The sequence below is a fragment of the Mycolicibacterium holsaticum DSM 44478 = JCM 12374 genome (genome assembly GCF_019645835.1).
In the GTDB taxonomy this organism is placed as follows: domain Bacteria; phylum Actinomycetota; class Actinomycetes; order Mycobacteriales; family Mycobacteriaceae; genus Mycobacterium; species Mycobacterium holsaticum.
The window spans coordinates 2,636,395-2,661,915 of record NZ_CP080998.1 but is presented as its reverse complement, the minus strand read 5'-3'; the positions used below and the strand labels follow the sequence as shown (position 1 = coordinate 2,661,915).

Sequence of the window (25,521 nt, the reverse complement as noted above, 5' to 3'; positions counted from 1 at the left end):
CATGATCGGAATCGCCGCACTCGTCATCGGCATCGTGCTCGGGTTGGTGTTTCAGCCCGACGTACCCGAGTTCGTCCAGCCGTACCTGCCGATCGCCGTGGTCGCCGCGCTGGACGCGGTGTTCGGCGGGCTGCGCGCCTATCTGGAGCGCATCTTCGACGCGAAGGTGTTCGTGGTGTCCTTCGTGTTCAACGTGCTGGTCGCCGCGCTCATCGTCTACCTCGGAGACCAGCTCGGCGTCGGCACCCAGCTGTCCACGGCGATCATCGTGGTGCTGGGAATCCGCATCTTCGGCAACGCAGCCGCCTTGCGGCGCAGACTGTTCGGCGCATAGTCGATGACCGAGAACCCGCCCCAGCACCCGTCGGAGCCCGCCCGCCCCGACGACGCAGCGGCGCGGCGCGGCGGCAAACACGAGATGCCGCCGGACGTGGCCGCCCCGCAGATCGGCGACCTGCAGGGCGGCGCGCGATCACGCCGCTCCCAGCTGGTGTTCGGCGCGTTGGGGGTGGTGTTGTGCGTGCTCCTGGGCATCGCGATCGTCACCCAGGTGCGGCAGACCGAATCCGGTGACTCCCTGGAGAGCGCGCGGCCGGCCGACCTGCTGGTGCTGCTGGACTCGCTGCAGCAACGTGAGGCCGCGTTGAGCACCGAAGTCGCCGACCTGCAGCGCACCCTGGACCAACTCGAGGCGTCCGGCACCAGCGACCAGGCGGCCATCGAGAACGCCCAGGCCCGGCTCGCCGCGCTGTCGATCATGATCGGCGCGGTGCCGGCCACCGGGCCCGGCGTGACGTTGACCATCACCGACACCACACCCGGCGTGCCGGCCGAGACGCTGCTCGACGTGATCAACGAACTGCGCAACGCCGGCGCAGAGGCCATGGAGGTTCGCGGCGACCAAGGCGCGGTGCGCGTCGGCGTGGACACCTGGGTGGCCGGGGCGCCCGGGGCGCTCGTCATCGACAACGTGACACTGCATCCGCCCTATAACGTTGTCGCGATTGGTGATCCGCCGACGTTGGCCGCGGCGATGAACATCCCCGGCGGCGCAAAGGACAGCATCGAACGCGTCGGGGGCACGATGACGGTGCAGCAGTCCGACCGGGTGGACGTCACCACCTTGCGGCAACCGAAACCCCGCCAATACGCTCAGCCGGTTAAATGAGGCCAAGGGCAGTGAGTGAAAAATTAGGAGCGCCGTGAGCGATATCCCAGCCGACCTGAAGTACACCGACGAACACGAGTGGGTGCAGCGCACCGGGGACGACACCGTGCGTGTCGGCATCACCGACTACGCGCAGTCCGCGCTGGGCGACGTGGTGTTCGTGCAGCTGCCCGACGTCGGCACCGACGTCACGGCGGGCGAATCCTTCGGCGAGGTGGAGTCGACCAAGTCGGTCTCGGACCTCTACGCTCCGGTCTCTGCGAAAGTTCTTGCGGTCAACGGGGATCTGGAAGGCAATCCGCAGCTGGTCAACTCCGACCCCTACGGTGAGGGTTGGCTGGTCGACCTGCAGGTGGAGGCCTCCGCTCTCGAGGACGCCCTGGGCGGGCTGCTCGACGCGGACGGCTACCGCGCCACAGTGACCGAATGACGGTTGTTAGGGTTTCCCCACCGGACGTCCGCGCTGAAGGCGGATCCGGCGGTGGTGGGCACAATGACGTCTACTGCGCGGTACGGTCGACACCAGACGCATTACGGCTGGGGCTCGGCCCTGTATCGCCACAGCAGCCAGTGAGGAGCAGCGGGTGACGGATAAGGACAAGAACTCTGGGCCTGACCAGACGTCTGACGAAGTCACCGTGGAAACCACCTCGGTTTTCCGCGCGGACTTCCTCAACGAGCTGGACGCGCCCGCGGCGGCTGGCGCCGAGGGAGCGGTATCCGGAGTTGAAGGTCTTCCGGTCGGCTCGGCGTTGCTCGTCGTCAAGCGCGGGCCCAACGCCGGTTCGCGGTTCCTGCTCGACCAACCGACGACCTCGGCCGGGCGCCACCCCGACAGCGACATCTTCCTCGACGACGTCACGGTGAGCCGCAGGCACGCCGAGTTCCGGCTGGAGAGCGGGGAGTTCCAGGTCGTCGACGTCGGCAGCCTCAACGGCACCTACGTCAACCGGGAACCGGTGGACTCCGCCGTGCTGGCCAACGGTGACGAGGTCCAGATCGGCAAGTTCCGGCTGGTCTTCCTCACCGGCCCGAAGAGCGACGACAGCGGCCCAGGCACCTAAGTGACGGCGCCCGACACTCCCGCGCTCACTGGGATGTCAATCGGAGCGGTCCTCGATCTGCTGCGACCGGACTTCCCGGACGTGACGATTTCCAAGATCCGGTTCTTGGAAGCCGAAGGACTGGTCACCCCTGAGCGCACCGCGTCGGGTTATCGGCGGTTCACCGCCTACGACTGCGCTCGGCTGCGGTTCATCCTGACCGCCCAGCGTGACCAGTACCTGCCGTTGAAGGTCATCAAGGCCCAGCTCGACGCGCAGCCGGACGGGGAGCTGCCACCGCAGAGCGGATCCGCTTACGGCGTACCGCGTTTGGTGCCGGTGTCCGGTGACGAGTCGACCGACATCTCGGCCGCGCACGTCAGCACCGCGGCCTCGGTGGCCCCGACGCAGGTCCGGCTGTCGCGCGAGGATTTGTTGTCGCGCTCGGGCGTCGACGACGAGCTGTTGAGCGCCCTGGTGAAGGCGGGCGTCATCACCACCGGGCCCGCGGGGTTTTTCGACGAACACTCGGTGGTGATCGCCCAGTGCGCCCGCGCGTTGGCCGAGTACGGGGTGGAGCCGCGGCATCTGCGGGCGTTCCGTTCGGCGGCTGACCGCCAGTCCGACCTGATCGCGCAGATCGCCGGACCGGTGGTCAAGGCGGGTAAGGCTGGGGCGCGGGAGCGTGGCGACGACCTCGCGCGCGAGGTGGCCGCGTTGGCGATCATGCTGCACACCTCGCTGATCAAGTCCGCTGTGCGCGACGTTCTTGATCGCTGAGGATTAGACTCGTTTTGTACGGCTTCTTGGTGCGGAGGGCAGACACAGATGGGTGAGGTGCGTGTGGTCGGCATTCGCGTGGAGCAGCCGCAGAACCAGCCGGTTTTACTGCTCCGCGAATCGAACGGTGACCGCTATCTGCCGATTTGGATCGGCCAGTCCGAAGCCGCGGCGATCGCACTCGAACAGCAGGGTGTGGAGCCCGCCCGGCCGCTGACGCACGATCTGATCCGAGATCTCATTGGTGCGCTTGGCCATTCGCTCAAAGAGGTGCGGATCGTCGATCTGCAGGAGGGCACGTTCTACGCCGACCTGATCTTCGACCGGGACATCAAGGTGTCGGCGCGGCCGTCTGACTCGGTGGCGATCGCGTTGCGCGTCGGCGTGCCGATCTACGTCGAGGAGGCCGTCCTTGCCGAGGCGGGCCTGCTGATACCCGACGAGAACGACGACGAGGCCACCGGCGCGGTGCGCGAGGACGAGGTCGAGAAGTTCAAGGAATTCCTCGACAGCGTGTCACCCGATGATTTCAAGGCAACATAGGAGCGCTTCATCACGGAAACGTCTCGTCGCGCTCGACACGCGGCGGGGGTTTCCACCAAGCGGGAACCGGGCAGCCATACTTTGACGTGCCGGTCCACTGATGGACAGTCGCGGGCCCGGCGGGAAGCGTATGCTCGACACACTCGGGCTCGGCGAACGTGTGCCCCACGCGGGTACGGCAGACGCGGGTTCGATCGGCGAGAGGATTTCGGAAGTGGGAGACACGCCACGTCAAGAGCAGCTGGACCTCGGCTCTGGTAGCGGCCCCGCGGATTCGGAAGCGACGGCGGCACCCAGCGAACCCGTGCAGGCGGGCCTGTTCCCGGACGACTCCGTGCCCGACGAGCTGGTCGGCTACCGCGGCCCCAGCGCCTGCCAGATCGCCGGGATCACCTACCGTCAGCTGGACTACTGGGCGCGCACGTCGCTGGTCGTGCCGTCGATCCGCAGCGCGGCCGGTTCAGGCAGCCAGCGGCTGTACTCGTTCAAGGACATCCTGGTCCTCAAGATCGTCAAGCGCCTGCTGGACACCGGGATCTCGCTGCACAACATCCGCGTCGCCGTCGACCACCTGCGTCAGCGCGGCGTTCGTGATCTGGCCAACATCACGCTGTTCTCCGACGGCACTACGGTTTACGAGTGCACGTCGGCCGAGGAAGTGGTCGACCTGTTGCAGGGCGGCCAGGGCGTGTTCGGGATCGCCGTCTCCGGGGCGATGCGCGAGTTGACCGGCGCCATCGCGGATTTTCCTGGGGAGCGCGCCGACGGCGGCGAGTCCATCGCCGCGCCCGAGGACGAGTTGGCGTCGCGGCGTAAACACCGCGACCGCAAGATCGGCTGAGTTCGGCGCGGTAAACTCGTTCACGCATCGCCCTTGTGCGGGAGAGTTCCGTGACAACCAGCCACGGACGCCGAAGGAGCAATACCTCTCCGTCAACCTCTCAGGCACCCAGGACCGCACGAGATCCCGATGCCTCTGGAAAGCGGTGAGCCCTGCTCACCCGCCCATGGGGAAAGGCGTTTCTCGATCCGTCGGGAGGCGCCGAATCTCTCAGGCGCCCGGACCGGGTCGACGACAGAGGGAGAGGAACCCAGCGGTTCTCAACCTTCATGTGTCTGGAGTACTCGCCAGTGTTCGATCATCACCAGCCCAACTTCGCCGACCGCCACATCGGACCGGACTCCGCCGAAGTCGCGACCATGCTCGAGACCATCGGCGTGGCCTCCCTCGACGAACTGGCCGACAAGGCGGTCCCCGCTGGAATTCTCGACGCGGTCGCCTCTGACGGGGTGGCGCCGGGCCTCGATCAGCTGCTGGCCCCGGCCACCGAGGAGGAGGCGCTGGCCGAGCTACGCGCGATGGCCGATGCCAACACCGTCGCGGTGTCGATGATCGGGCAGGGCTACTACGACACGCTGACCCCGCCGGTGTTGCGCCGCAACATCATTGAGAACCCGGCCTGGTACACCGCCTACACGCCCTATCAGCCCGAGATCAGCCAGGGCCGGCTGGAGGCGCTGCTGAACTTCCAGACCATGGTCACCGACCTGACCGGCCTGGAGGTGGCCAACGCGTCGATGCTCGACGAGGGCACCGCCGCCGCAGAGGCGATGACGTTGATGCACCGGGCGGTCAAGGGTCCGTCGAACCGGCTGGCCGTGGACGTCGACGTGTTCGCCCAGACCGCCGCCGTGCTGGCCACCCGCGCCGAGCCGCTCGGCATCGAGCTTGTCAGCGCCGACCTGCGCGGGGGACTGCCCGACGGCGACTTCTTCGGGGTGATCGCGCAGCTGCCCGGCGCCAGCGGGGCCGTGGTCGACTGGAGTGAGCTGGTGACGCAGGCCCACGAGCGTGGCGCGCTGGTCGCGATCGGTGCCGACCTGCTGGCGCTGACGCTGATCACGCCGCCCGGCGAGCTGGGCGCCGACGTCGCCTTCGGCAGCACGCAGCGGTTCGGGGTGCCGATGGGCTTCGGCGGCCCGCACGCCGGCTACCTCGCGGTGCGCAACAAGCACGCCCGCCAGCTGCCCGGCCGGCTGGTCGGGGTGTCCGTCGACGCGGACGGGGCACCGGCCTACCGGCTGGCGCTGCAGACCCGCGAACAGCACATCCGCCGCGACAAGGCGACCAGCAACATCTGCACCGCGCAGGTGCTGTTGGCGGTGCTGGCCGCGATGTACGCCAGCTATCACGGCGCCGACGGGCTGACCGGGATCGCCCGCCGGGTGCATGGCCGGGCACGCGTGCTGGCCGCCGGGTTGACCGCGGCCGGTGTGGAGGTGGTGCACGACGCGTTCTTCGACACGGTGTTGGCCCGGGTGCCCGGGCGTGCCGGCGAGATCCACGACAAGGCCAAGGCCCGCGGCATCAACGTGTGGCGCGTCGATGACGATCACGTGTCGGTGGCCTGCGACGAGGCCACCACCGCCGCGCATGTGGATGCGGTGTTGTCGGCGTTCTCGGCGACACCGGCCGACTCGGCGTTCGACGGTCCGAGCGTCGCGACGCGTACATCGACGTTTCTCACCCATCCCGCGTTCACCCGGTACCGCACCGAAACCGAGATGATGCGCTACCTGCGGTCGCTGTCGGACAAGGACATCGCCTTGGACCGCAGCATGATTCCGCTCGGCTCGTGCACCATGAAGCTCAACGCGGCCGCGGAGATGGAGCCGATCACCTGGCCGGAGTTCGCCCGCCAGCATCCGTTCGCGCCGGCCGCCGACACGCCCGGGCTGCGCAAGCTGATCGCCGATCTGGAGACGTGGCTGACGGACATCACCGGCTATGACGCGGTGTCGCTGCAGCCCAACGCCGGCTCGCAGGGCGAGTACGCCGGGCTGCTGGCGATTCAGGCCTACCATGCCGAACGCGGCCAGACCGACCGCGACGTCTGCCTGATCCCGTCGAGCGCGCACGGCACCAACGCCGCATCGGCGGCGCTGGCGGGTATGCGGGTCGTGGTGGTGGCGTGCCGGGAGAACGGCGACGTCGACCTCGACGACCTGCGCGCCAAGGTGGCCGAGCACGCAGACCGGTTGTCGGCGTTGATGATCACGTATCCGTCGACGCACGGGGTGTACGAACACGACATCACCGACATCTGCGCGGCCGTGCACGACGCGGGCGGTCAGGTGTACGTCGACGGCGCCAACCTCAACGCGCTGGTCGGGTTGGCCCGGCCCGGCCGGTTCGGCGGCGACGTCAGCCACCTCAACCTGCACAAGACGTTCTGCATCCCGCACGGTGGTGGCGGCCCCGGCGTCGGCCCGGTCGCGGTGCGCTCACACCTGGCCAAGTACCTGCCCGGGCATCCGCTGGCCGACGAGTTGCCCGACGCGCACACGGTGTCGGCGGCGCCGTACGGATCGGCGTCGATCCTGCCCATCACCTGGGCCTACATCCGGATGATGGGCGCGACCGGGTTGCGCGCGGCGTCGCTGACGGCGATCGCCTCGGCGAACTACATCGCCCGCCGCCTCGACGAGTACTACCCGGTGCTCTACACCGGGAAGAACGGCATGGTCGCCCACGAGTGCATCCTGGACCTGCGCGCGATCACCAAGCAGACCGGGGTCACCGTCGACGATGTGGCAAAACGGTTGGCCGACTACGGTTTCCACGCACCCACGATGAGTTTCCCGGTGGCGGGCACGCTGATGGTCGAGCCGACTGAGAGCGAGAGCCTGGCCGAGGTCGACGCGTTCTGCGAGGCGATGATCGCCATCCGCGCCGAGATCGACAACGTCGGCAACGGCACCTGGCCGGTGGACGACAACCCGTTGCGCGGCGCACCGCACACCGCGGAGTGTCTGCTGGTCGACGACTGGCAGCATCCCTACAGCCGCGAGCAGGCGGCCTATCCGCTGGGCACGAACTTCCGGCCCAAGGTGTGGCCGACGGTGCGGCGCATCGACGGCGCGTACGGGGACCGCAACCTGATGTGCTCATGCCCGCCCGTCGAGGCGTTCGCCTGAACTAACTGCCCGCCGAACGTGGGTTACCCGCACGCCTGAGGCATAAAAGCGTGCCGGTAACCCACGTTCGGCGACCTGGCGACTAGGGTCGGCGAGGTGCTTCCCCCTGATGTGACCGCGTGGCGCGACGGTGGCCGCTGGCTGACCACGCCCGCAGGCCGGGTCTTCGTGCGCTCTGCAAAAGGCGACGGCCCGACCGTGCTGATGCTGCACGGCTACCCGTCGAGCAGCTACGACTACCGGCAGGTGGTTACCCATCTCGACGGCCGGGCCTGGTTGACCCTGGATTTCCTGGGTTTCGGCCTTTCGGACAAACCGCGTCCGCACCGCTACAGCCTGCTGGAACAGGCCGATATCGTGCAGGCGGTGGTGGCCGACGCAGGCGCGGGACCGGTGGTGCTGATCGCCCACGACATGGGCACCTCGGTGACGACCGAACTGCTGGCCCGAGATCTGGAGGGCCGCTTACCCTTTGAGCTGCAGCGGGTGGTGCTGAGCAACGGCAGCGTGATCCTGGACCGGGCCAGCCTGCGGCCGAGCCAGAAGGTGCTGCGCGGTCCGCTGGGCCCGCTGATGGCCCGACTGGTCACCCGCCGCGGGTTCGTCCGCGGGTTCGGCAGGTTGTTCAGCCACGCGCATCCGCTCTCGGCGGCGGAGGCCGACGCGCAGTGGGCGCTGTTGGCCCACAACGACGGTTCGCACATCGCGCACCTGCTGATCTCCTACCTCGACGAGCGGGTGCGCTACGCCGACCGCTGGCACGGCGCGGTGCGCGACTGGCCCAGGAAGCTGAGCTTTCTGTGGGCGCTCGACGATATCGTCGCGACCACCAACGTGCTCGACGGGCTGCGCGAATTGCGGCCCGCCGCAGACGTCGTCGAGCTGCCCGGCGTCGGGCACTACCCGCAGGTCGAGGTGCCCGAGGTATTCGCCAGGTCGGCGCTGAGCCTGTTGTCCGCGCCGACCTAGCCGACCATGCTCGCGATCGCGGCGGTCAACTCCGGCGCGGTTGAACTCTCCAGGTTCTGATACTGGCCACCGGTGATCTGCGCGACCGCCGCCCAGGTTTCGCGGTCCGAGTCGGCACCGAAATCGATGACGTTGACGGCGACCGGGCGCGCCTGGTCGAACGCCCCGCGGATGTACTGCTGCAACCCCTGCCCGTCCAGCGTGCGGTCGGTGTGCGGACCGGTCGTGATGACCAGAACCGAGTTGGCTTGTCCCTCACGGTAATTAGCCATCGCATCGGTGTAGACCAGGCGCAGCGTGGTGAACGACACCGCACCGCCGCCCGATGCGGTTTGCGCACCGAGCGCCGCGGTCAACGCCGCCGAGCGCGGCTGTCCGTTGACCGGGTCGGGCAGCGGGCCGGTGCTCACCTCGGAGCGGCCCGCGGTGCCGTCGAAGGTCCACAGCCCCACCGCCGAGGTCGCGGGCAGCGCCTGCAGGCGGGCCTGCAGCGCGGCCGCCACGTTGGCCAGTCGCGATCTGCCGCCTTCGTCGGCCGGCATCGACTGGTCGAGCATGATCGTCACGGCGGGGTTGGCCGCAGGTGCGGTCAACGCGCTGGCCAGGGTGGCGCGCACCGCGTTGTCGCCCACCGACAGCGGTTCGGCGACCGGCGCGAAGTCCAGGACGTCGCTCTGGGGGGCGGTACCGCCCTCGGTGCGGAACCCGGCCTTGGCGAACTCCGCGAGCTGGTCGGGTTTACGCATGAACCGGGCGAATTCGCTGGCCGCCCTGAGCTGTTCCTGGCTCAGCCAGTCACCCGACAACAGCACGGTCGGATAGTCGGCCATGGCAGGCGGACCCGCAGGCAACCACGACGCCACCGCCTGGGCCGCATCCGGCATATCCGAGGTGCGCTGGTAGAGCTGTTGCTCGGTGGTGACGACGGCGTGCACCGGGGCCGACGCGGGATCGGGGGCGTTCAGCAGGGCGTCCATCGCGGTCGACGCCTTGTTGTCGGCCAACTTCGGTTGGCCGGCCAGCAGGGTGTTCACCGCGCCGACGCCCGCGCTCGGCGGCGCGCCGGCCGGGGCCGCCGCCGCCGCGACCGCCTCGGCGGCCAGGTAGGACGCGTCGCTGTCGCCTTGGAGCGGCAGCGCCAGCCGCAGCGATCCCCACGCGGGCATGTTCAGCGCTTCCAGCGAGGTCGGGTTGGTCTGCAGACCCGGCAGGGTGGCCCAGTTCTGCTGGGCCAGCGCCGGTTTGAGCTGCGGACGGACCGCAAGCAGCACCGGGGAGTTCACCAGCGAGCGGCTGTCGCTGACGGTCTGCGCACCGGCGCCGACCTCCAGCCGCGCCTCGGCGACCGAGCTGGCGGGCACCCACAGGGCCGGACGCTCGCCGAGTACGGCGGGCCAGGTGCCGGTGAAGCCGTTGACGACCTGATCGGAGCCTGCGGATGTGACGCCGACCTTCACGCACCGGTCACCCACCGGCGACGCGGTTTCGTTGTAATTGTCGGCCAGGGTCCGGATCTGTTCGGAAATGGACGGATCGGCGACGACAGCCACGGCCAGCTCACCGTCCACGCACCGGGCGGCGGCCACGTCGCTGCGACTCGACAGCGCGTCACCGAAGAACCGCCACAGGATGACCGCGCCCACCAGTACCACCACGGACACCAGCGCGACGATCACCCCGACGCTGACCCCGCGACGTCCCGCGGTTACCGCGCGGTGGCTACCGGTCCATTCGCCGCCCTCCCACTCACCGCTGTGTTGCGGTCCCAATCGGCCGGGACCGCGCGGCGGGGGAGGCGTCCCGGCGGCGCCGGCGTCCGGTTCGGGTGCACCGGGGTCGGCGTCGTAGAAGCCCGGCCGGTCGTAGTCGGCCTGCGGTTCGCTCTCGTACGGCGGCTCACCGTATTGCGGGGTGCGGTAGGTGGCGTCGCCGTACTCGGGGGTCCGATATTCGGACGCGCCGAAGCCGGGGCCGGGCTCGTCCCGGTCGAAACCGAAACGCTCGGTTTGAGATTCCGAAGACTCGTCAGGTTCAGAAGCCAGGTCTTCGTCTGGCGAGTCCTCGGGATCCGGAAGGCTATGCCTGCCCACTTGCGGCCTTGTACTCGCGGCGCCGGCGATGCAGGATCGGCTCGGTGTAGCCGTTCGGTTGCTCAGCGCCGGACAGGATCAGCTCCTGGGCGGCCTGGAACGCGATGCTGCCTTCGGGATCCGGCGCCATCGGGCGGAACTCCGGATCCTGCTCGTTCTGCTTGTCGACAACAGCGGCCATACGTCGCAGGCTGGCCTTCACGTCCTCTTCGGTGATGACGCCGTGGCGCAACCAGTTCGCCAGCAGCTGGCTCGAAATGCGCAGCGTCGCACGGTCTTCCATCAACGCGATGTTGTGGATGTCGGGCACCTTCGAGCAGCCAACGCCCGCGTCGATCCAGCGCACCACGTAGCCGAGGATCGACTGGCAGTTGTTGTCGACCTCCTCGCGGATCTCCTCGGGCGCCCACGCCAGCTCTTTGGCCAGCGGGACGGTCAGCAGTTCGTCGACGCTGGTGCGTGTCTTGCCCTCGAGTTCCTTCTGCACCGCGTACACGTCGACCTCGTGGTAGTGCATGGCGTGCAGGGTCGCGGCGGTCGGTGACGGCACCCACGCGGTGGTGGCGCCGGCCTTGGGCTGGCCGATCTTCTGCTCGACCATGTCGGCCATCAGGTCGGTCATCGCCCACATGCCCTTGCCGATCTGCGCGCGCCCGGAGAACCCGGTCGCCAGTCCGACGTCGACGTTCTGATCCTCGTAGGCCGCGATCCACGTGGTGTTCTTCATCGCGCCCTTGCGGATCATCGGCCCGGCCTCCAGCGACGTGTGGATCTCGTCGCCGGTGCGGTCCAGGAAGCCGGTGTTGATGAACACGACCCGGTCGGCCGCGGCCCTGACGCAGGCCTTGAGGTTGACGGTGGTGCGCCGCTCCTCGTCCATGATGCCGACCTTGAGGGTGTTGGCAGGCAGGCCGAGCACGTCTTCGACCCGGCCGAACAACTCGCAGGTGAACGCCACCTCGTCGGGGCCGTGCATCTTGGGCTTCACGATGTAGATCGACCCGGTGCGGCTGTTGACCAGCGGCCCGTTCTGGCCGCCGGACTTGAGCCCGTGGATGGCGGTCAGGCTGGTGAACAACGCGTCCTGGATACCTTCGGGCACCTCCGCGCCGTCGGCACCGTTGTCGTCGAACACGATGGCGTCGTTGGTCATCAGGTGGCCGACGTTGCGCACGAACAGCAGGCTCCGCCCCGGCAGCGTCAGCTCGCCACCTTCGGGGGTGGTGTAGGTGCGGTCTTCGTTGAGCACCCGGGTGAAGGTCTTGCCGTCCTTGGCGACCTCCTCGCTCAGGTCGCCCCTGTTCAGGCCGAGCCAGTTGCGGTAGCCGAGCACCTTGTCGTCGGCGTCCACGGCGGCCACGGAGTCCTCGAAGTCCATGATCGTGGTGATCGCCGACTCCAGCACGACGTCCTTGATGCCGGCCTTGTCCGTCGAACCGATCGGGGAGTCCGGGTCGATGAGGACCTCGGCGTGCAGGCCGTGGTTCTTGAGCAGCAGGGTCTTGGGTGAGTCGGCGTCGCCGGTGTAGCCGACGAACTGCTCGGGGTTGGCCAGCCCGGTCGACAGCCCGTCGCCCAGCGTGGCCAGCAGCGCACCGTCGTCGACCTTGAAGCCGGTGACCTCGCTCCAGTCGCTGGTGGCCAGCGGGGCAGCACCGTTGAGGAAGCGCCGCGCGTAGGCGATGACCTTGTCGCCGCGCACCGGGTTGTAGCTGGTGCCCTTCTCGGCGCCGTCGTCCTCGGGAATCACATCGGTGCCGTACAGCGCGTCGTACAGCGACCCCCAGCGGGCGTTGGCGGCGTTGAGCGCGAACCGGGCGTTGAGGATCGGCACCACCAGCTGCGGGCCCGCGGTGGTGGTGATCTCGTCGTCGACGCCGGTGGTGGTGATGCTGAAGTCGTCGGGTTCGGGCACCAGGTAACCGATCTCGATGAGGAAGTCCTTGTAGGCCTCGGCATCGATCGGCTCGATCACCCGCTGGCGGTGCCACTTGTCGATCCGGGCCTGCAGGTCAGCGCGGCGGGCCAGCAGCTCCTGGTTCTTGGGCGTCAGGTCGGCGACGACCTTGTCCACGCCCGACCAGAAGGTGTCGGGGTCGATATCGGTGCCCGGCAGCGCCTCGTCGTTGATGAAGTCGTACAACACCTGGGCGACGCGCAGGTTTCCCACCGTCACACGATCGGTCATCTTTCCTCCCTAGAGCTGTCGGTCCAGCTTACCCACCGGTAGCTGGGGTTTATTCGCCAGCGCCAGCGCCACCCCATTCGCGGCCCGCCGCGGGATCCCATTCGCGGCCCGCCGCGGGATCCCATTCGCGGCCCGCCGCCGGATCCCATTCGCGGCCCGCCGCGGAAAGTAAGCGGTCGCACCGATCGGCAAGCGCCGCGCGCAGCGGCGCAGCCCGGTCAGCAATGTGCTGCTGGATTCGTACGTAATCGGCCCGACCGGCCGGTGTCTCGATCTCGATCGGCGCGAATCCGTATTCGCGGAGATCATAGGGGCTGGCGCGCATGTCCAGTTCACGGGCATCGGCCGCCAGCTCCAGACAGTCCATCACGAGCTCGGAGTTCACCAGCGGCCCCAGCTTGAACGACCACTTGTAGCAATCCATCGCCGCGTGCAGGCAACCTGGTTGTTCGGCGCTGATCTGGCCATCGCGGGTGAGGTGTTCGGCGTTGCGTCTGGCGGCCGGTTCGGTGAAGAAGCGGTACGCATCGAAGTGGCTGCACCGCAACGGCATCGACTCCACCACGGCGTTCGTGCCCGCCGCGCCCAGTCGCAGCGGCACATGGGCGTGGCGCACCGTCGGTGCGCGGTACACCATGGCCCACTCGTGCAGCCCGAAGCAGTTCAGTCGCGCCGGGCGCGCGGCGGTGGCGCGCAGCAACCGTGCGATGAACCCGATGGTGTCGACGCGGGCCGCCAGGTAGGTGCGGGTGACCGCGACGCCACCCTCGGTCCGGTCGTATCCGGTGCGGCCCAGATAGCGCTGCGCGGCGGCACCGGTCAGCGTGACACCGAACCCGGGATGCCAGGTCCGCAACTGCCGCGGCCGCAAACTGTAGTAGTTGAACAGGAAGTCCCACACGGGGTGGGGTTCGGTGGCGCAGGGCCGGTGTGTGCGTAGGAAGTCCTCCACCCGTCGCCGGTGGCGGCGTTCCCGGGCCGTCCAGTCGGCCTCGTCGAGCGTGACATCAGACACCGTCGCGCGGAGCGTGACATCAGACACCGTCGCGCGGAGCGTGACATCAGACACCGTCGCGCGGAGCGTGACATCAGACACGGTGTGTCCCGTCGCGCACGGTGCCCACCAGGTCCTCGACCAGGTCTTCGAGCGCCACCATCGCCGACACGGTGCCGTCGCGCTCGGTGACCAGGGCGAGGTGGGCGTTGCGGCGCCGCATCCGGGACAGCGCGTCGGGCAGGGGCAGCGTCGCGGGCACTTGGGGCAGCGGCCGCACCATCGCGGAGTCCAGCACCGCGTCGGGGTCGTTGACCAGCGACAGCACGTCCTTGATGTGCAGGTAGCCGAGATAGTTTCCGTCCATGTCGGTGATCGGGAACCGCGAGTAGCCGGTCTCGGCCAACGCGTCCTCGATGGCGCCGACGGTGGGTCCGGCGCCCTCGCGGGCCACCGGCACCGCCCGGATTTCGCGCAGCGGGACGGCGACGTCGTTGACCACCCGGTTGCGGATCTGCAGGGCGCGGGTGAGCCGGCTGTGCTCTTCGGGATCCAGCAGGCCCTCGGACACCGACTCGGCGATCATCTCCGACAGTTCCACCGTCGAGACGGTGACGTCGAGTTCGTCCTTGGGCTCCACGCGAAACGCGCGCAACGTCACGTTGGCGCACCAGTTGTAGAACGCGATCAGCGGTTTGGCCATCCGGATCCAGACCAGGTAGGTGGGGATCAGCAGCATCGCGGACGTCTCCGGGCCGGCGATCGCGATGTTCTTCGGCACCATCTCGCCCAGCAGCACGTGCAGGGTGACCACGACGGCCAGCGCCACGAAGAACGACACCGTGTGCAGCACCGTGTCGGGGATGCCGATCAGGTCGAACGGCTTTTCCAGCAGGTGCGCGACGGCCGGCTCGCCGACGCGGCCGAGCAGGATCGAGCAGATCGTGATGCCCAGCTGCGACCCGGCCAGCATCAGCGACAGGTTTTCGCCGGCCCGGATCACGGTGACCGCGCTCTTCTTGCCGTTCTCGGCGAGCGCTTCGAGCCGGTCGCGACGCGCGGAGATCAGCGCGAACTCCGAGGCGACGAAGAACGCGTTCGCGCCAAGCAGCACCACCGTGAGGATCACCCCGAGGAAGTCGCCCATCAGCGCTCCCCGCTGTCGCCGCGACGGCCGAGTTCGGTGAGCTCGAGCAGGTCGATGCGCCGACCGTCCATCCGCACGACGGTGGCCAGCCACCACACCGGATCCTCGACGACGCCGTCGGGATCGAAGGCGGTCAGCTCGACGGACTCACCTTCTTCGGGGATGTGCCCGAGCCGCTCGAGCACCAGCCCGCCGATCGTCTCGTAGTCGCCCTCGGGGGCGCGGAAGTTCGTCGCACCGGCCACCTCGTCGATGCGCAACAGGCCCGACACCCGCCAGCCGCGGCCGGCGGGCACCACGTTGGGTGCTTCGACGTCGTGCTCGTCGCGGACGTCGCCGACGATCTCTTCGATGAGGTCCTCGACGGTGACCAGCCCTGCGGTGCCGCCGTATTCGTCGACCACCAACGCGGTCTGCAGCCCGTTCGCGCGGATCTGGGTCATCACCGCGTCACCGTCGAGCGTCGACGGCACCTTGGCCACCGGCAGCGCCAACGACGCCAGCCGGGTGCTGGCGCGTTTGTCCATCGGCACCTCGAACACCTGCTTGACGTGGGCGATGCCGATAGTCTCGTCGAGGTCGCCGCGGATGATCGGGAACCGTGAGAAGCCGGTCTTGATGGCGACGTCCACCAGGTCGCTGACCGTGTCCTCGGCGTCGAGCGCTTCGATCTTGGACCGCGGCGTCATGAGCTCCTCGGCGCTGCGTTCACCGAACCGCAGCGAGCGGTCCACCAGCAGCGCGGTGACCGGGTCCAGCGCGCCGCTGCGCGCCGAATTACGCACCAACGACACCAGTTCGCGCGCCGAACGCGCCGAGCGCAGCTCTTCGGCCGGTTCGATGCCGAGCCTGCGCAGAATCCAGTTGGCGGTGCCGTTGGTGAGCCGGATCAGCGGGGTGAACAGCGCCGAGAACAACAGCTGCGGGCCCGCCGACCACCGCGCGGTGGCCACCGGCCGGGCCACCGCCAGGTTCTTGGGCACCAGCTCGCCGAACACCATGGACAGCGACGTGGCGATGACGACCGCGAAGAACAGCGCGACGCCGGTGGACAAGCGCGCGGGCACCCCCACCGCGTCCAGCCCGGGCTTGATCAGCCGGCCGACGACCGGTTCGGCCAGGTAGCCGGTGGCCAGCGTGGTGATCGAGATGCCGACCTGGGCGCCGGACAGTTGAAACGACAGCGTGCGGTGCGCGCGGCGGACCATCTGGTCGCGGCGGTTGCCCGAGCGCGCGTTGGCTTCGACGGTGCTGCGTTCCAGCGCGGTCAGCGAGAACTCGGCGGCGACGAACACCGCGGTTCCCGCGGTCAGCAGGATGATCGCTGCTATCGACAACAGCGACATCGCGAGGCTCATGGTCGCCTCGCCGCGGGGACGCCGGGCCTGGTGCCCGGCTGGCTAGAAGAGGGCTCGGCGTCGGAAGGCTCGTGGCCGGGCCGCTCGGCCGACAAACCCACGGCCTCGACGGGTGCCTGCGGCACGGGTTCCCTTTCGAGTAGACGAGTGCGGAAAGACCTCATGGTAGCGGGTGGTTTCCCGCCCGGCGGAGTCACCAACCGGTGGGCAGCGGATGCCCCTCGGCGAACCCGGCCGCCGACTGCACACCCAGCACCACCTTCTCGTGCAGTTCGGCCAGATTGCCCGCGCCGACGTAGGTGCAGGTGCTGCGCACGCCCGAGGTGATGTGGTCGAGAAGGTCCTCGACGCCGCCGCGTGAGGGGTCCAGCCCCATCCGGGATGTGGAGATGCCCTCCTCGAACAGCGCCTTGCGGGCTTGGTCGAAGGGGCTGTCGGCGGAGGCGCGGGCCGCGACGGCCCGCTTGGAGGCCATCCCGTAGCTCTCCTTGTACGGCTGGTCGTCGCGGTCGCGCATCAAGTCTCCCGGCGACTCGTAGGTGCCGGCGAACCAGGAGCCGATCATCACGTTGGACGCCCCGGCGGCCAGCGCGAGCGCGACGTCGCGGGGGTGCCGAACCCCGCCGTCGGCCCAGACGTGCGCGCCGAGTTGCCGTGCGGCTGCGGCACATTCGACGACAGCGGAGAACTGCGGCCGGCCGACCCCGGTCATCATCCGGGTGGTGCACATCGCCCCGGGCCCGACGCCGACCTTCACGATCGACGCCCCGGCGTCGATCAGGTCGCGGGTGCCCTCCGCGGAGACCACGTTGCCCGCGGCCACCGGCAGCCCCAGATCCAGCGATGTCACCGCCTCGATCGCGTCGAGCATCTTGGTCTGGTGCCCGTGGGCGGTGTCGATCACCAGCAGGTCGGCGCCGGCCTCGGCCAGGCTGCGGGCCTTGGCGCCGACGTCGCCGTTGATGCCGACCGCGGCGGCGATCCGCAATCGCCCCTCGCCGTCCACCGCGGGGGTGTAGATGCCGGCGCGGATCGCGGCGGTGCGGGTCAGCACCCCGGCCAGGGTGCCGTCGGCGTCGGTCATCACCGCCACGTCGACGGGTGCGTGTTCGAGCAGGTCGAAGACCTTGCGGGGGTCGGTGCCCACCGGCGCGGTGACGAAGTCGGAGATCGCGACGTCGCGCACCCGGGTGAACCGGTCCACCCCGACGCAGTTGCTCTCGGTCACCAGGCCGATGGGCCGGCCCTCGAACACGACGACGGCGGCGCCGTGCGCGCGCTTGTGGATCAGCGCGGTGGCATCCGACACCGAGTCGTCGGGGGAGAGCACCACCGGGGTATCCACCACCAGGTCGCGGGTCTTGACGAAGTCGACGGTGCCCTTCACCACGTCCATCGGCAGGTCCTGCGGCAGCACCACCAGTCCGCCGCGGCGGGCCACCGTCTCGGCCATCCGCCGTCCGGCCACCGCGGTCATGTTGGCGACCACCACCGGGATCGTCGTGCCCGACCCGTCGTAGGTGGACAGGTCGACGTCCATCCGCGACTGGATCTGCGAGCGGCCCGGGACGATGAAGACATCGTCATAGGTCAGGTCATAGGCGGGCCGGTGGCCGTCAAGAAAACGCATTGCCGCTCAAGTCTAGTGGGCTCGCGTGGGCTCACCAGCTCGGCAAAAGCGGATCAGGCCTCGACCTCGCTGCGGTCACCGCTCCACAGGGTGTGGAACTTTTGGTCGCGGTCGGCGTCGACGCGCGCGTAGGTGTGGGCGCCGAAGTAGTCGCGCAGACCCTGGATCAGCGCGGCGGGCAGCCGCTCGGTGCGCAGCGCGTCGTAGTAGGACAGCGCCGAGGAGAACCCGGGGATCGGGATACCGAGTTGGGTGGCGGTGACGACGACGCGGCGCCAGCTGTCGATCGCCGCCTCGACCGCGCTGCGGAAGTACGGCGCCGCGATCAGCGTGGCCAGGTCGGGTTCGGTGTCGTAGGCGTCCTTGATCCGGTCGAGGAACTTGGCGCGGATGATGCAGCCGCCGCGCCAGATGGTGGCCAGATCGCCGGGGGTGATATTCCAGCCGTACTCGGCGCTGCCCGCCTGGATCTGGTTGAACCCCTGCGCGTACGCGACGATCTTCGACGCGTACAGCGCCTGGCGCACGTCCTCGGTGAATTTCGCTGCGTCGCTGGGGTTTTCACCTAGGCCACCGGAGGCCAGACCAGTGGTGGCGCGGCGCTGGGCGACCGAACCGGAAAGGGCGCGGGCGAACACCGCCTCGGCGATGCCGGTCACTGGGACGCCCAGGTCCAGCGCGGACTTGACCGTCCAGCGGCCGGTGCCCTTCTGCTCGGCCTCATCGACGATGATGTCGACCAGCGGTTTGCCGGTCTTGGAGTCGACCTGGCGCAGCACCTTGGCGGTGATCTCGACCAGGAAGCTGTCCAGGTCACCGGCGTTCCACTCGTCGAACACGTCGGCGATCTCACCCGCGGATTTGCCAAGCCCGTCGCGCAACAGTTGGTAGGCCTCGCCGATGAGCTGCATGTCGGAGTATTCGATGCCGTTGTGCACCATCTTCACGAAATGCCCGGCCCCGTCGGGTCCGATGTGGGTGCAGCACGGCACGCCGTCGACGTGTGCGGAGATCTCCTCGAGCAGCGGGCCCAGCGACTTGTAGGACTCGGCGGGGCCGCCCGGCATGATCGAGGGCCCGTTGAGCGCGCCTTCCTCACCGCCGGAGATGCCCGCACCGACGAAGTGCAGGCCGCGCTCGCGCATCGCCTTCTCGCGCCGGATGGTGTCGGTGTAGAGCGCGTTGCCGCCGTCGATGATGATGTCGCCCTGTTCCATCGCGTCGGCGAGCTCGTTGATCACGGCGTCGGTCGCGTCGCCGGCCTTGACCATGATCAGCACCCGGCGCGGTTTCTCCAGCGCATCAAGGAATTCGGCGATGGTCTCGCTGCGGACGAAGTTGCCTTCGGAGCCGTGTTCGGCCAGCAACGCATCGGTCTTGGCGACGGAGCGGTTGTGCAGCGCGACCGTATAGCCGTGCCGCGCGAAGTTACGCGCGATGTTCGACCCCATCACCGCCAGGCCGGTGACCCCGATCGCGGCGGTGCCCGTCGTGGCAGAAGGGGCGGGAGCGGACGCGTCCGACGAGCTCATTCAGGCAGCCTTTCGTTGTTTTGTTATGTCTAACCGATGAACGCTTGGCCGGGCGGAAACCTATCCCTAAGCCGCTATGCGGTGAAGAGCCGGTGGAGTTCGGTGAGCCAGGGCAGCGCCACCGCGTAGGTCGGCAGCACCAGCACCGCCGCCGCGGCCAGGTACGCCGTCACGCCCAACGCGACACTGTTGCCGCGTCCGCCCAGTCGGCGCACCCGCATCAGCGTCGTCGGCCCACCCGCGGCCAACGCGCCGGCCGGCGTGTGTCCGCCCGCGCAGGCCACCAGCGCGCGGGCCAGGGGAGTGCGGCCCGCGGTGCGCAGCGCCGCGTCGTCGGCCAGCATCTCGATCAGCAGCCGGACGGCGCCCAGCGCGCTGGCGCTGCGGACGAACCGCGGGAACGCGGCGTGCACCGCGGTGAACATCTCCAGCACGAGGTCATGGCGGGCCCGCAGGTGCGCGCGTTCATGCGACAAGATGGCGGCAACCTCGTTGTCCGCCAACGTCGTCAGCGTGCCCTCGCTGACGACCACCCGGCTGCGCACGCCCGGCAGGCAGTAGGCCAGCGGTTGATCCACGTCCAGAATTCGCAGCCCGTAGCCGGCAGTGGGATGGTGGCGGCACTTCTGCGACTTGCCGACCAGATCGACGACCATGCGGTGGTGTGCCCGGCGGCGGCGGGTGGCGATGGCCACCTGCAGTACGGCGACGGCCAGCCGCGCGCCGATCACCAAGGTCAGCGCGAAGACCACCACGTAGGCGGTCCACAACGGCCAGCCCAGCACGGTGATCTCGCTGATGATGTTCGCGGTCGGCCTGCCGTCGGGGCCCGGTTCGAAGAGCCTGCTGGCGATGGCGATGCCCGCGGAGAACGCCGACAGCACTGCGGCGAGCGCGATCGCCTGCCACAACACGATGGCGGCCCGCGGCGCGCGCGTCGGCCAGGACGCCCGGGCCAGCAAGGCGGGCACTGGTCCGGACAGGACCAGCGCCATGACGGTGAAGGCCAGCGCGGACACGCTGTCAGTCTCTCTCAGTCGGTGCCGGAATAGCCAGTGCGCGGCGGCACGGCGTCTTTGCTTTCCAGGTCGGCAAGGGCGCGGCGCAACGCCGCGGCCTCGTCGACGCCGACGCGTTCGACGAAGTGCACGAGCGCGGCCTCGCGGCTGCCGGAGTCGGCGGCCTGGTCGAGCGCGTCGACCATCAGCCCGGCGACCAGTTCGTCGCGTCCGTGCGTGGGTGCGTAGCGGTGGGCGCGGTCATCGCGGTGCTGCACGACGAGGTTCTTCTTGGCCAACCGCTGCAGCACGGTCATGATCGTGGTGTAGGCCAGGTCGCGGCGCGCCGACAATGCCTCGTGGACTTGGCGCACGGTCTGGGGCTGCGGTTCGTTCCAGAGGTGATCCATCACCTCACGTTCGAGTTCCCCTAGACGCGTCAACTTGGCCATCCGATTGTTCTCTCCTCGAGACTGTAGATCCAGCTTACTACGGGCTTACTACGGTGCGTCGTACCTCCTGCGGCGGATCGGATATTCGCGTCCGCGATCGCCATTTCCGACGGTGCTCACCACCGCTTCTCCCGGTCTTGTGAGTCGAGTCACACGGTGTGGCCGCCGTCATGCGCATGACTATAGTAAGCCTAACCTAAGTCATGATCGGGAGGTGCGCATGACAGTTGCGGTCGACGATCCGCTCATCGCCAGCATGGCGATCAGGCGGCCGCTGCCCCTGCACGAATCGAGCCAACGGCTGCGTGAGCTCTATCCCGAATGTCCGCGGGTCTACGGGGTGGCCGTGATGGGTGACCTTTCCCGCCGGCGGTGGTGGCCACTGACCGAGGCGCTGACCACCGACCGCCTGCAGGCCATGTTCGATCTCGCGGCCGAGGAAACCGACAGCCCCACCGCGGTGGCCCAGCAGTTGGCGGCCACGCTTGCCCATGTCGTGGTCGGACGGGTCATCCCGCTGCTGGTGCTGGAGGCGCGGGCCTGGGACACCGGCCTGGAGAACCTGTGGGTGCACGTCGATTCCGAAGGTGCGATCGACTGGGTCGGCGTGGTGGACCCGACGTTGCGGGCGGTGCCCGAGGATCCGTTCTTCGACGGCCGCGGGGCAGTGCGGTTGGCGAACCCGGCGCGGGACGGGATCGTGGCGTTGCCCAGCGAAGCCGCGCTGACGACGTGGATCGCCCACCGCAGCCACCGGGCGCTCGCCCCGCTGTTCACCAAACTCGCCGCCGTGAGTGGCGGCGCGATGTCGGTGGCGTCGATGTGGCACGTCGTGGGAACGGCCGTGGTGAGTGCGGCGACCCAGGTGCCCCTGCTGGCCGGCTCCAGTGAGCTCGTCAGCATGCAGCGCAGCCAGGCCGTGCTCGACGCGTTCGTCGGCTTCGGGCTGCCGGTACGCGGAACATCCCGAATTGCCGCCGGGAAAGTGTTGCTTAATTAGGCAAGCCTTGCCTATCCTGATGTCAGGTTCAAACGTGTACCACCGGACCGCACCGGAGTCCTGAGGGCTGCAGAGACTCCCGGTCCACACGAAGGACGGGCCCCACACCGCTGGTGTGGGGCCCGTCCGATTTTCTGCACGGGATCCGCCAACGTCGGCCGACCCCTGTCGGCAGGGCGGCGACCCGGCCGTGTAGACACGTTCGCGTGAGCATCGATTTGGCCGATCTCGGCAAGGGATTCGACAACGAACTGGGTGTGACGTACGTCGAACTGGGTCCCGACGGCGGAACGGCCCGGCTGACCATCGACGACCGGCTGCTGCAGCCGTGGGGCATCGTGCACGGCGGGGTGTACTGCTCGATCATCGAGAGCCTCGCCAGCGTGTCGGCCCAGCTCTGGCTCGCCGAGAACGGCGGCGGCAACGTGGTCGGCGTCAACAACAACACCGACTTCCTGCGCGCGATCTCCTCAGGGACGGTGACGGCGGTGTCCAGCCCCATCCACCGCGGGCGGCGCCAACAGCTCTGGCAGATCACCATCACCGACGAGCGCGACCGTGTCGTGGCCCGCGGCCAGGTGCGGCTGCAGAACCTGCCCGCCGAGTAACACGCACACCGCTCGCGCTGCTGCATCGGGCGCGTCATGGCAATATCGCCGACTATGCGCTTAACGCCGCATGAACAGGACCTGCTGCTGCTGTCCTATGCCGCCGAGCTGGCGCGGCGTCGACGGGCCCGCGGCCTGCGGCTCAACCACCCCGAAGCGGTCGCCGTGATCACCGACCACATCCTCGAGGGTGCCCGCGACGGGCGCACAGTCGCGGAGTTGATGGTCAGCGGCCGCGACGTCCTGGGCCGAGCCGACGTCATGGAAGGGGTGCCCGAGATGCTCGACGACGTCCAGGTGGAGGCGACGTTTCCAGACGGCACCAAGCTGGTGACCGTCCATCACCCGATCTCATGAGCGATCCGATGGTGCCCGGCGAGATCCGGTTCGGCATCGGTGACATCGAGATCAACGCCGGCGCAGCACGTCTGGAGATGGAGGTGGTCAACACCGGCGACCGTCCCGTCCAGGTCGGCAGCCATGTGCATCTGCCGCAGGCCAACGCGGCACTGCAATTCGACCGCGACGCTGCACACGGCAGACGCCTCGATATTGCCGCGGGCACCGCGGTGCGCTTTGAACCCGGTGTCGTCCAGCGGGTTTCGTTGGTGCCGCTGAGCGGATCGCGGGAAGTGCACGGGCTGACGCTGACGCCTCCCGGCCGGCTGGACGCGTCATGACCCGGCTGTCGCGGGAGCACTATGCCGCGCTGTTCGGCCCCACCACCGGCGACCGGATCCGGCTGGCCGACACCGATCTGTTCGTCGAGATCACCGAGGACCGCAGCGGAGGACCCGAGCGGGCCGGCGACGAAGCGGTGTTCGGCGGCGGCAAGGTGCTGCGCGAGTCGATGGGACAGTCCCGGGCCACCAGGGCCGACGGCACACCCGACACCGTCATCACCGGCGCAGTGATCATCGACTACTGGGGAATCATCAAGGCCGACATCGGTATCCGGGACGGACGCATCGTCGCGATCGGTAAGGCCGGCAACCCCGACATCATGGCGGGCGTGCATCCGGCCCTGGTGGTCGGGCCGGCGACGGAGATCATCGCGGGCAACGGCCGCATCGTCACCGCGGGCGGCATCGACTGCCACGTGCACCTGATCTGCCCGCAGCTGATGGCCGAGGCGCTGGGCGCCGGGATCACCACCGTGATCGCCGGCGGCACCGGACCCGCCGAAGGCAGCAAGGCCACCACCGTCACCCCCGGGGCCTGGCATCTGGGCCGGATGCTGGAGTCGCTCGACGGGTGGCCGATGAACATCGCCCTGCTCGGCAAGGGCAACACCGTCAGCGCCGAGGCGATGTGGGAGCAGTTGCGCGGCGGTGCTTCAGGTTTCAAGCTGCACGAGGACTGGGGTTCCACGCCTGCGGCCATCGACGCGTGCCTCACCGTCGCCGACGCGGCCGGGGTGCAGGTGGCCCTGCATTCCGACACGCTCAACGAGGCCGGTTTCGTCGAGGACACGATCGGCGCGATCGCCGGCCGGTCGATCCACGCCTATCACACCGAAGGCGCGGGCGGCGGGCACGCGCCCGACATCATCACGGTGGCCGCACAGCCGCACGTGCTGCCGAGTTCGACCAACCCGACCCGGCCGCACACCGTCAACACCCTCGACGAGCACCTGGACATGCTGATGGTGTGCCATCACCTCAACCCCGCCCTCCCAGAGGATCTGGCGTTCGCCGAGAGCCGCATCCGGCCGTCGACGATGGCCGCCGAGGATCTGCTGCACGACATCGGCGCGATCTCCATGATCGGCAGCGACTCGCAGGCGATGGGGCGCATCGGTGAGGTCGTCATCCGCACCCTGCAGACCGCGCACGTGATGAAACGCCGCCGCGGCGCGCTGCCGGGCGACGGCGCGGCCGATAACAACCGGGTGCGCCGCTACGTCGCCAAGTACACGATCTGCCCGGCCGTCGCGCACGGACTCGACGACGAGGTCGGCTCAATCGAGGTCGGTAAGCTCGCCGACCTGGTGCTGTGGGAGCCCGCGTTCTTCGGGGTGCGCCCGCACGCCGTGGTCAAGGGCGGCATGATCGCCTGGGCGGCAATGGGAGACGCGAACGCCTCCATTCCCACCCCACAGCCGGTGCTGCCGCGGCCGATGTTCGGCGCGGCGCCGGTGGCCGCGGCGGCCACCTCGGTGCACTTCGTGTCCGCGCAGGCGATCGAGGCCGGGTTGGCCGACCGGCTCGCGGTCCACCGCCGCCTGGTCGCGGTCAAGAACGTCCGCGCGGTCGGCAAAGCCGATCTTCCGCTCAACGACGCACAGCCGGACATCGAGGTCGACCCGGACACGTTCACCGTGCGCATCGACGGCGACGTGTGGCACCAAGACCCGCCCCAGCACCTGCCGATGGCGCAGAGGTACTTCCTGTTCTGATGACGAATCTCGCGACGCTGCTGACGTTGTCGGACTCGCGGTTGCCCACCGGCGGCCACGTGCATTCCGGCGGCGTCGAACAGGCGGTCGCCGAGGGGCTGATCCGCGACCTGCCGACCCTGCGGGCGTTTCTGCGCAGGCGGATCCGCACCAACGGTCTGATGGCCGCCTCGATCGCGGCGGCCGTATGCGACGGCACCCTGGACACATCGCAGGCCGACCGCGAAACCGACGCCCGCACACCGGCTCCCGCGGCACGACAGGCGTCCCGCACCCAGGGCCGCGGGCTGGTCCGGTTGGCGCGGCGGGTATGGCCCGACGTCGAATGGCACCGGCTTGGCACCACCCCGCATCTGCCGGTCGCCGCGGGCACGGTGGGCGCGGCCAGCGGAACGACGCCCGAACACACCGCGCTGTCGGTGATCTACACGACGATGACCGGATCGGCGACGGCCGCTCAGCGGCTGTTGGCGCTCGATCCCGGTGACGTCGCGGCCGTCACGTTCGAGCTGGCACCGCTGTGCGACCAACTCGCCGCCGAGGCCGGCAAGGAGCTGGCCGAGCTGTCCGATCCGCTGCTCGACGTGCTGGCCCAACGGCACAGCCAACGCGAACGTCCCCTGTTCGCCTCGTGAAAGGCACGCC

Annotated in this window: 24 protein-coding genes and 1 riboswitch; of the genes, 15 read left to right on the top strand and 9 right to left on the bottom strand. The window is 69.0% G+C overall.

Features of this window, described 5'->3' with window-relative positions:
- Window position 1: 1 nt before the first annotated feature.
- The 9 genes from K3U96_RS12815 (at window position 2) to K3U96_RS12775 (ending at window position 8,481) form a co-directional block, all read left to right on the top strand.
- Entirely contained in the window at window positions 2–334 is a 333-nt protein-coding gene (locus K3U96_RS12815; protein ID WP_069404734.1) for a small basic family protein, read from the top strand.
- A 3-nt stretch (window positions 335–337) separates the two neighbouring features.
- The gene (locus tag K3U96_RS12810) at window positions 338–1,168 is read left to right on the top strand and encodes a DUF881 domain-containing protein (protein WP_220693234.1); all 831 of its coding nucleotides are present in this window, start codon (window positions 338–340) and stop codon (window positions 1,166–1,168) included.
- Between the two features lie 34 nt (window positions 1,169–1,202).
- On the top strand, window positions 1,203–1,598 hold the full coding sequence (gene gcvH, locus K3U96_RS12805; protein WP_220693233.1) for a glycine cleavage system protein GcvH: 396 nt from the start codon (window positions 1,203–1,205) through the stop codon (window positions 1,596–1,598).
- A 154-nt stretch (window positions 1,599–1,752) separates the two neighbouring features.
- Window positions 1,753–2,232, top strand: coding sequence for a glycogen accumulation regulator GarA (garA, locus tag K3U96_RS12800; protein ID WP_069404737.1), 480 nt, complete (start codon window positions 1,753–1,755; stop codon window positions 2,230–2,232).
- Window positions 2,233–2,991, top strand: a complete 759-nt coding sequence (ftsR, locus tag K3U96_RS12795; RefSeq protein WP_110917284.1) for a transcriptional regulator FtsR — start codon at window positions 2,233–2,235, stop codon at window positions 2,989–2,991.
- Window positions 2,992–3,039: 48 nt separating this feature from the next.
- Window positions 3,040–3,534: a bifunctional nuclease family protein gene (locus K3U96_RS12790; RefSeq protein WP_069404738.1), complete on the top strand. Its 495-nt coding sequence runs from the start codon at window positions 3,040–3,042 to the stop codon at window positions 3,532–3,534.
- Between the two features lie 214 nt (window positions 3,535–3,748).
- Window positions 3,749–4,375, top strand: a complete 627-nt coding sequence (locus K3U96_RS12785) for a MerR family transcriptional regulator (protein WP_069404761.1) — start codon at window positions 3,749–3,751, stop codon at window positions 4,373–4,375.
- Between the two features lie 28 nt (window positions 4,376–4,403).
- Window positions 4,404–4,502, top strand: a riboswitch (glycine riboswitch).
- 163 nt (window positions 4,503–4,665) lie between these two features.
- Entirely contained in the window at window positions 4,666–7,512 is a 2,847-nt protein-coding gene (gene gcvP, locus K3U96_RS12780; protein WP_220693232.1) for an aminomethyl-transferring glycine dehydrogenase, read from the top strand.
- Window positions 7,513–7,608: 96 nt separating this feature from the next.
- Complete coding sequence (locus tag K3U96_RS12775; RefSeq protein ID WP_220693231.1) at window positions 7,609–8,481, top strand: alpha/beta fold hydrolase; 873 nt, start codon at window positions 7,609–7,611, stop codon at window positions 8,479–8,481.
- Here the strand turns inward: K3U96_RS12775 and K3U96_RS12770 are convergent.
- From K3U96_RS12770 to K3U96_RS12730, 9 genes are all read right to left on the bottom strand, one after another.
- Window positions 8,478–10,571, bottom strand: a complete 2,094-nt coding sequence (locus tag K3U96_RS12770) for a vWA domain-containing protein (RefSeq protein ID WP_220693230.1) — start codon at window positions 10,569–10,571, stop codon at window positions 8,478–8,480. The genes K3U96_RS12775 and K3U96_RS12770 overlap by 4 nt on opposite strands.
- Window positions 10,558–12,759, bottom strand: coding sequence for a malate synthase G (locus K3U96_RS12765; protein ID WP_220693229.1), 2,202 nt, complete (start codon window positions 12,757–12,759; stop codon window positions 10,558–10,560). The genes K3U96_RS12770 and K3U96_RS12765 overlap by 14 nt, the downstream gene beginning before the upstream one ends.
- Before the next feature lie 49 nt (window positions 12,760–12,808).
- The gene (locus K3U96_RS12760; RefSeq protein WP_230982510.1) at window positions 12,809–13,774 is read right to left on the bottom strand and encodes a 3-methyladenine DNA glycosylase; all 966 of its coding nucleotides are present in this window, start codon (window positions 13,772–13,774) and stop codon (window positions 12,809–12,811) included.
- 73 nt (window positions 13,775–13,847) lie between these two features.
- Window positions 13,848–14,900 (bottom strand): hemolysin family protein, encoded by a 1,053-nt coding sequence (locus tag K3U96_RS12755; protein ID WP_220693228.1) that lies wholly within the window; start codon window positions 14,898–14,900, stop codon window positions 13,848–13,850.
- The gene (locus tag K3U96_RS12750; protein WP_069406964.1) at window positions 14,900–16,258 is read right to left on the bottom strand and encodes a hemolysin family protein; all 1,359 of its coding nucleotides are present in this window, start codon (window positions 16,256–16,258) and stop codon (window positions 14,900–14,902) included. Before K3U96_RS12750 ends, K3U96_RS12755 begins: the two co-directional genes overlap by 1 nt.
- Before the next feature lie 193 nt (window positions 16,259–16,451).
- Window positions 16,452–17,888, bottom strand: coding sequence for a GuaB1 family IMP dehydrogenase-related protein (locus K3U96_RS12745; RefSeq protein ID WP_069406963.1), 1,437 nt, complete (start codon window positions 17,886–17,888; stop codon window positions 16,452–16,454).
- 53 nt (window positions 17,889–17,941) lie between these two features.
- The gene (gene gnd, locus K3U96_RS12740) at window positions 17,942–19,420 is read right to left on the bottom strand and encodes an NADP-dependent phosphogluconate dehydrogenase (protein WP_220693227.1); all 1,479 of its coding nucleotides are present in this window, start codon (window positions 19,418–19,420) and stop codon (window positions 17,942–17,944) included.
- A 74-nt stretch (window positions 19,421–19,494) separates the two neighbouring features.
- Window positions 19,495–20,439: a M56 family metallopeptidase gene (locus tag K3U96_RS12735; RefSeq protein ID WP_069406961.1), complete on the bottom strand. Its 945-nt coding sequence runs from the start codon at window positions 20,437–20,439 to the stop codon at window positions 19,495–19,497.
- A 14-nt stretch (window positions 20,440–20,453) separates the two neighbouring features.
- A complete protein-coding gene (locus K3U96_RS12730) occupies window positions 20,454–20,870 on the bottom strand; it encodes a BlaI/MecI/CopY family transcriptional regulator (protein WP_069406960.1) in 417 nt (138 codons plus the stop codon).
- A 220-nt stretch (window positions 20,871–21,090) separates the two neighbouring features.
- On the opposite strand from K3U96_RS12730, the gene K3U96_RS12725 reads away from it, so the two are divergent.
- The 6 genes from K3U96_RS12725 to K3U96_RS12700 all read left to right on the top strand — a co-directional run bounded on the left by K3U96_RS12725 (window position 21,091) and on the right by K3U96_RS12700 (window position 25,511).
- Window positions 21,091–21,870: an iron reductase gene (locus K3U96_RS12725; protein ID WP_220693226.1), complete on the top strand. Its 780-nt coding sequence runs from the start codon at window positions 21,091–21,093 to the stop codon at window positions 21,868–21,870.
- Between the two features lie 206 nt (window positions 21,871–22,076).
- Complete coding sequence (locus K3U96_RS12720; protein ID WP_069406817.1) at window positions 22,077–22,478, top strand: PaaI family thioesterase; 402 nt, start codon at window positions 22,077–22,079, stop codon at window positions 22,476–22,478.
- 54 nt (window positions 22,479–22,532) lie between these two features.
- Entirely contained in the window at window positions 22,533–22,835 is a 303-nt protein-coding gene (locus K3U96_RS12715) for an urease subunit gamma (RefSeq protein ID WP_069406816.1), read from the top strand.
- 8 nt (window positions 22,836–22,843) lie between these two features.
- Complete coding sequence (locus K3U96_RS12710; protein ID WP_069406819.1) at window positions 22,844–23,158, top strand: urease subunit beta; 315 nt, start codon at window positions 22,844–22,846, stop codon at window positions 23,156–23,158.
- On the top strand, window positions 23,155–24,876 hold the full coding sequence (locus K3U96_RS12705; protein ID WP_069406815.1) for an urease subunit alpha: 1,722 nt from the start codon (window positions 23,155–23,157) through the stop codon (window positions 24,874–24,876). Before K3U96_RS12710 ends, K3U96_RS12705 begins: the two co-directional genes overlap by 4 nt.
- Window positions 24,876–25,511, top strand: a complete 636-nt coding sequence (locus K3U96_RS12700) for an urease accessory protein UreF (RefSeq protein WP_220693225.1) — start codon at window positions 24,876–24,878, stop codon at window positions 25,509–25,511. The genes K3U96_RS12705 and K3U96_RS12700 overlap by 1 nt, the downstream gene beginning before the upstream one ends.
- Window positions 25,512–25,521 lie beyond the last annotated feature (10 nt).

What these genes read in the sequence shown, in the direction of transcription:
- K3U96_RS12815 (WP_069404734.1), top strand. Translation starts at nt 2, where the DNA reads ATGATCGGAATCGCCGCACTCGTCATCGGCATCGTGCTCGGGTTGGTG.
- K3U96_RS12810 (WP_220693234.1), top strand. Translation starts at nt 338, where the DNA reads ATGACCGAGAACCCGCCCCAGCACCCGTCGGAGCCCGCCCGCCCCGAC.
- K3U96_RS12790 (WP_069404738.1), top strand. Translation starts at nt 3,040, where the DNA reads ATGGGTGAGGTGCGTGTGGTCGGCATTCGCGTGGAGCAGCCGCAGAAC.
- K3U96_RS12765 (WP_220693229.1), bottom strand. Translation starts at nt 12,759, where the DNA reads ATGACCGATCGTGTGACGGTGGGAAACCTGCGCGTCGCCCAGGTGTTG.
- K3U96_RS12755 (WP_220693228.1), bottom strand. Translation starts at nt 14,900, where the DNA reads ATGGGCGACTTCCTCGGGGTGATCCTCACGGTGGTGCTGCTTGGCGCG.
- K3U96_RS12750 (WP_069406964.1), bottom strand. Translation starts at nt 16,258, where the DNA reads ATGAGCCTCGCGATGTCGCTGTTGTCGATAGCAGCGATCATCCTGCTG.
- K3U96_RS12745 (WP_069406963.1), bottom strand. Translation starts at nt 17,888, where the DNA reads ATGCGTTTTCTTGACGGCCACCGGCCCGCCTATGACCTGACCTATGAC.
- gnd (WP_220693227.1), bottom strand. Translation starts at nt 19,420, where the DNA reads ATGAGCTCGTCGGACGCGTCCGCTCCCGCCCCTTCTGCCACGACGGGC.
- K3U96_RS12730 (WP_069406960.1), bottom strand. Translation starts at nt 20,870, where the DNA reads ATGGCCAAGTTGACGCGTCTAGGGGAACTCGAACGTGAGGTGATGGAT.
- K3U96_RS12725 (WP_220693226.1), top strand. Translation starts at nt 21,091, where the DNA reads ATGACAGTTGCGGTCGACGATCCGCTCATCGCCAGCATGGCGATCAGG.
- K3U96_RS12715 (WP_069406816.1), top strand. Translation starts at nt 22,533, where the DNA reads ATGCGCTTAACGCCGCATGAACAGGACCTGCTGCTGCTGTCCTATGCC.
- K3U96_RS12710 (WP_069406819.1), top strand. Translation starts at nt 22,844, where the DNA reads ATGGTGCCCGGCGAGATCCGGTTCGGCATCGGTGACATCGAGATCAAC.
- K3U96_RS12705 (WP_069406815.1), top strand. Translation starts at nt 23,155, where the DNA reads ATGACCCGGCTGTCGCGGGAGCACTATGCCGCGCTGTTCGGCCCCACC.
- K3U96_RS12700 (WP_220693225.1), top strand. Translation starts at nt 24,876, where the DNA reads ATGACGAATCTCGCGACGCTGCTGACGTTGTCGGACTCGCGGTTGCCC.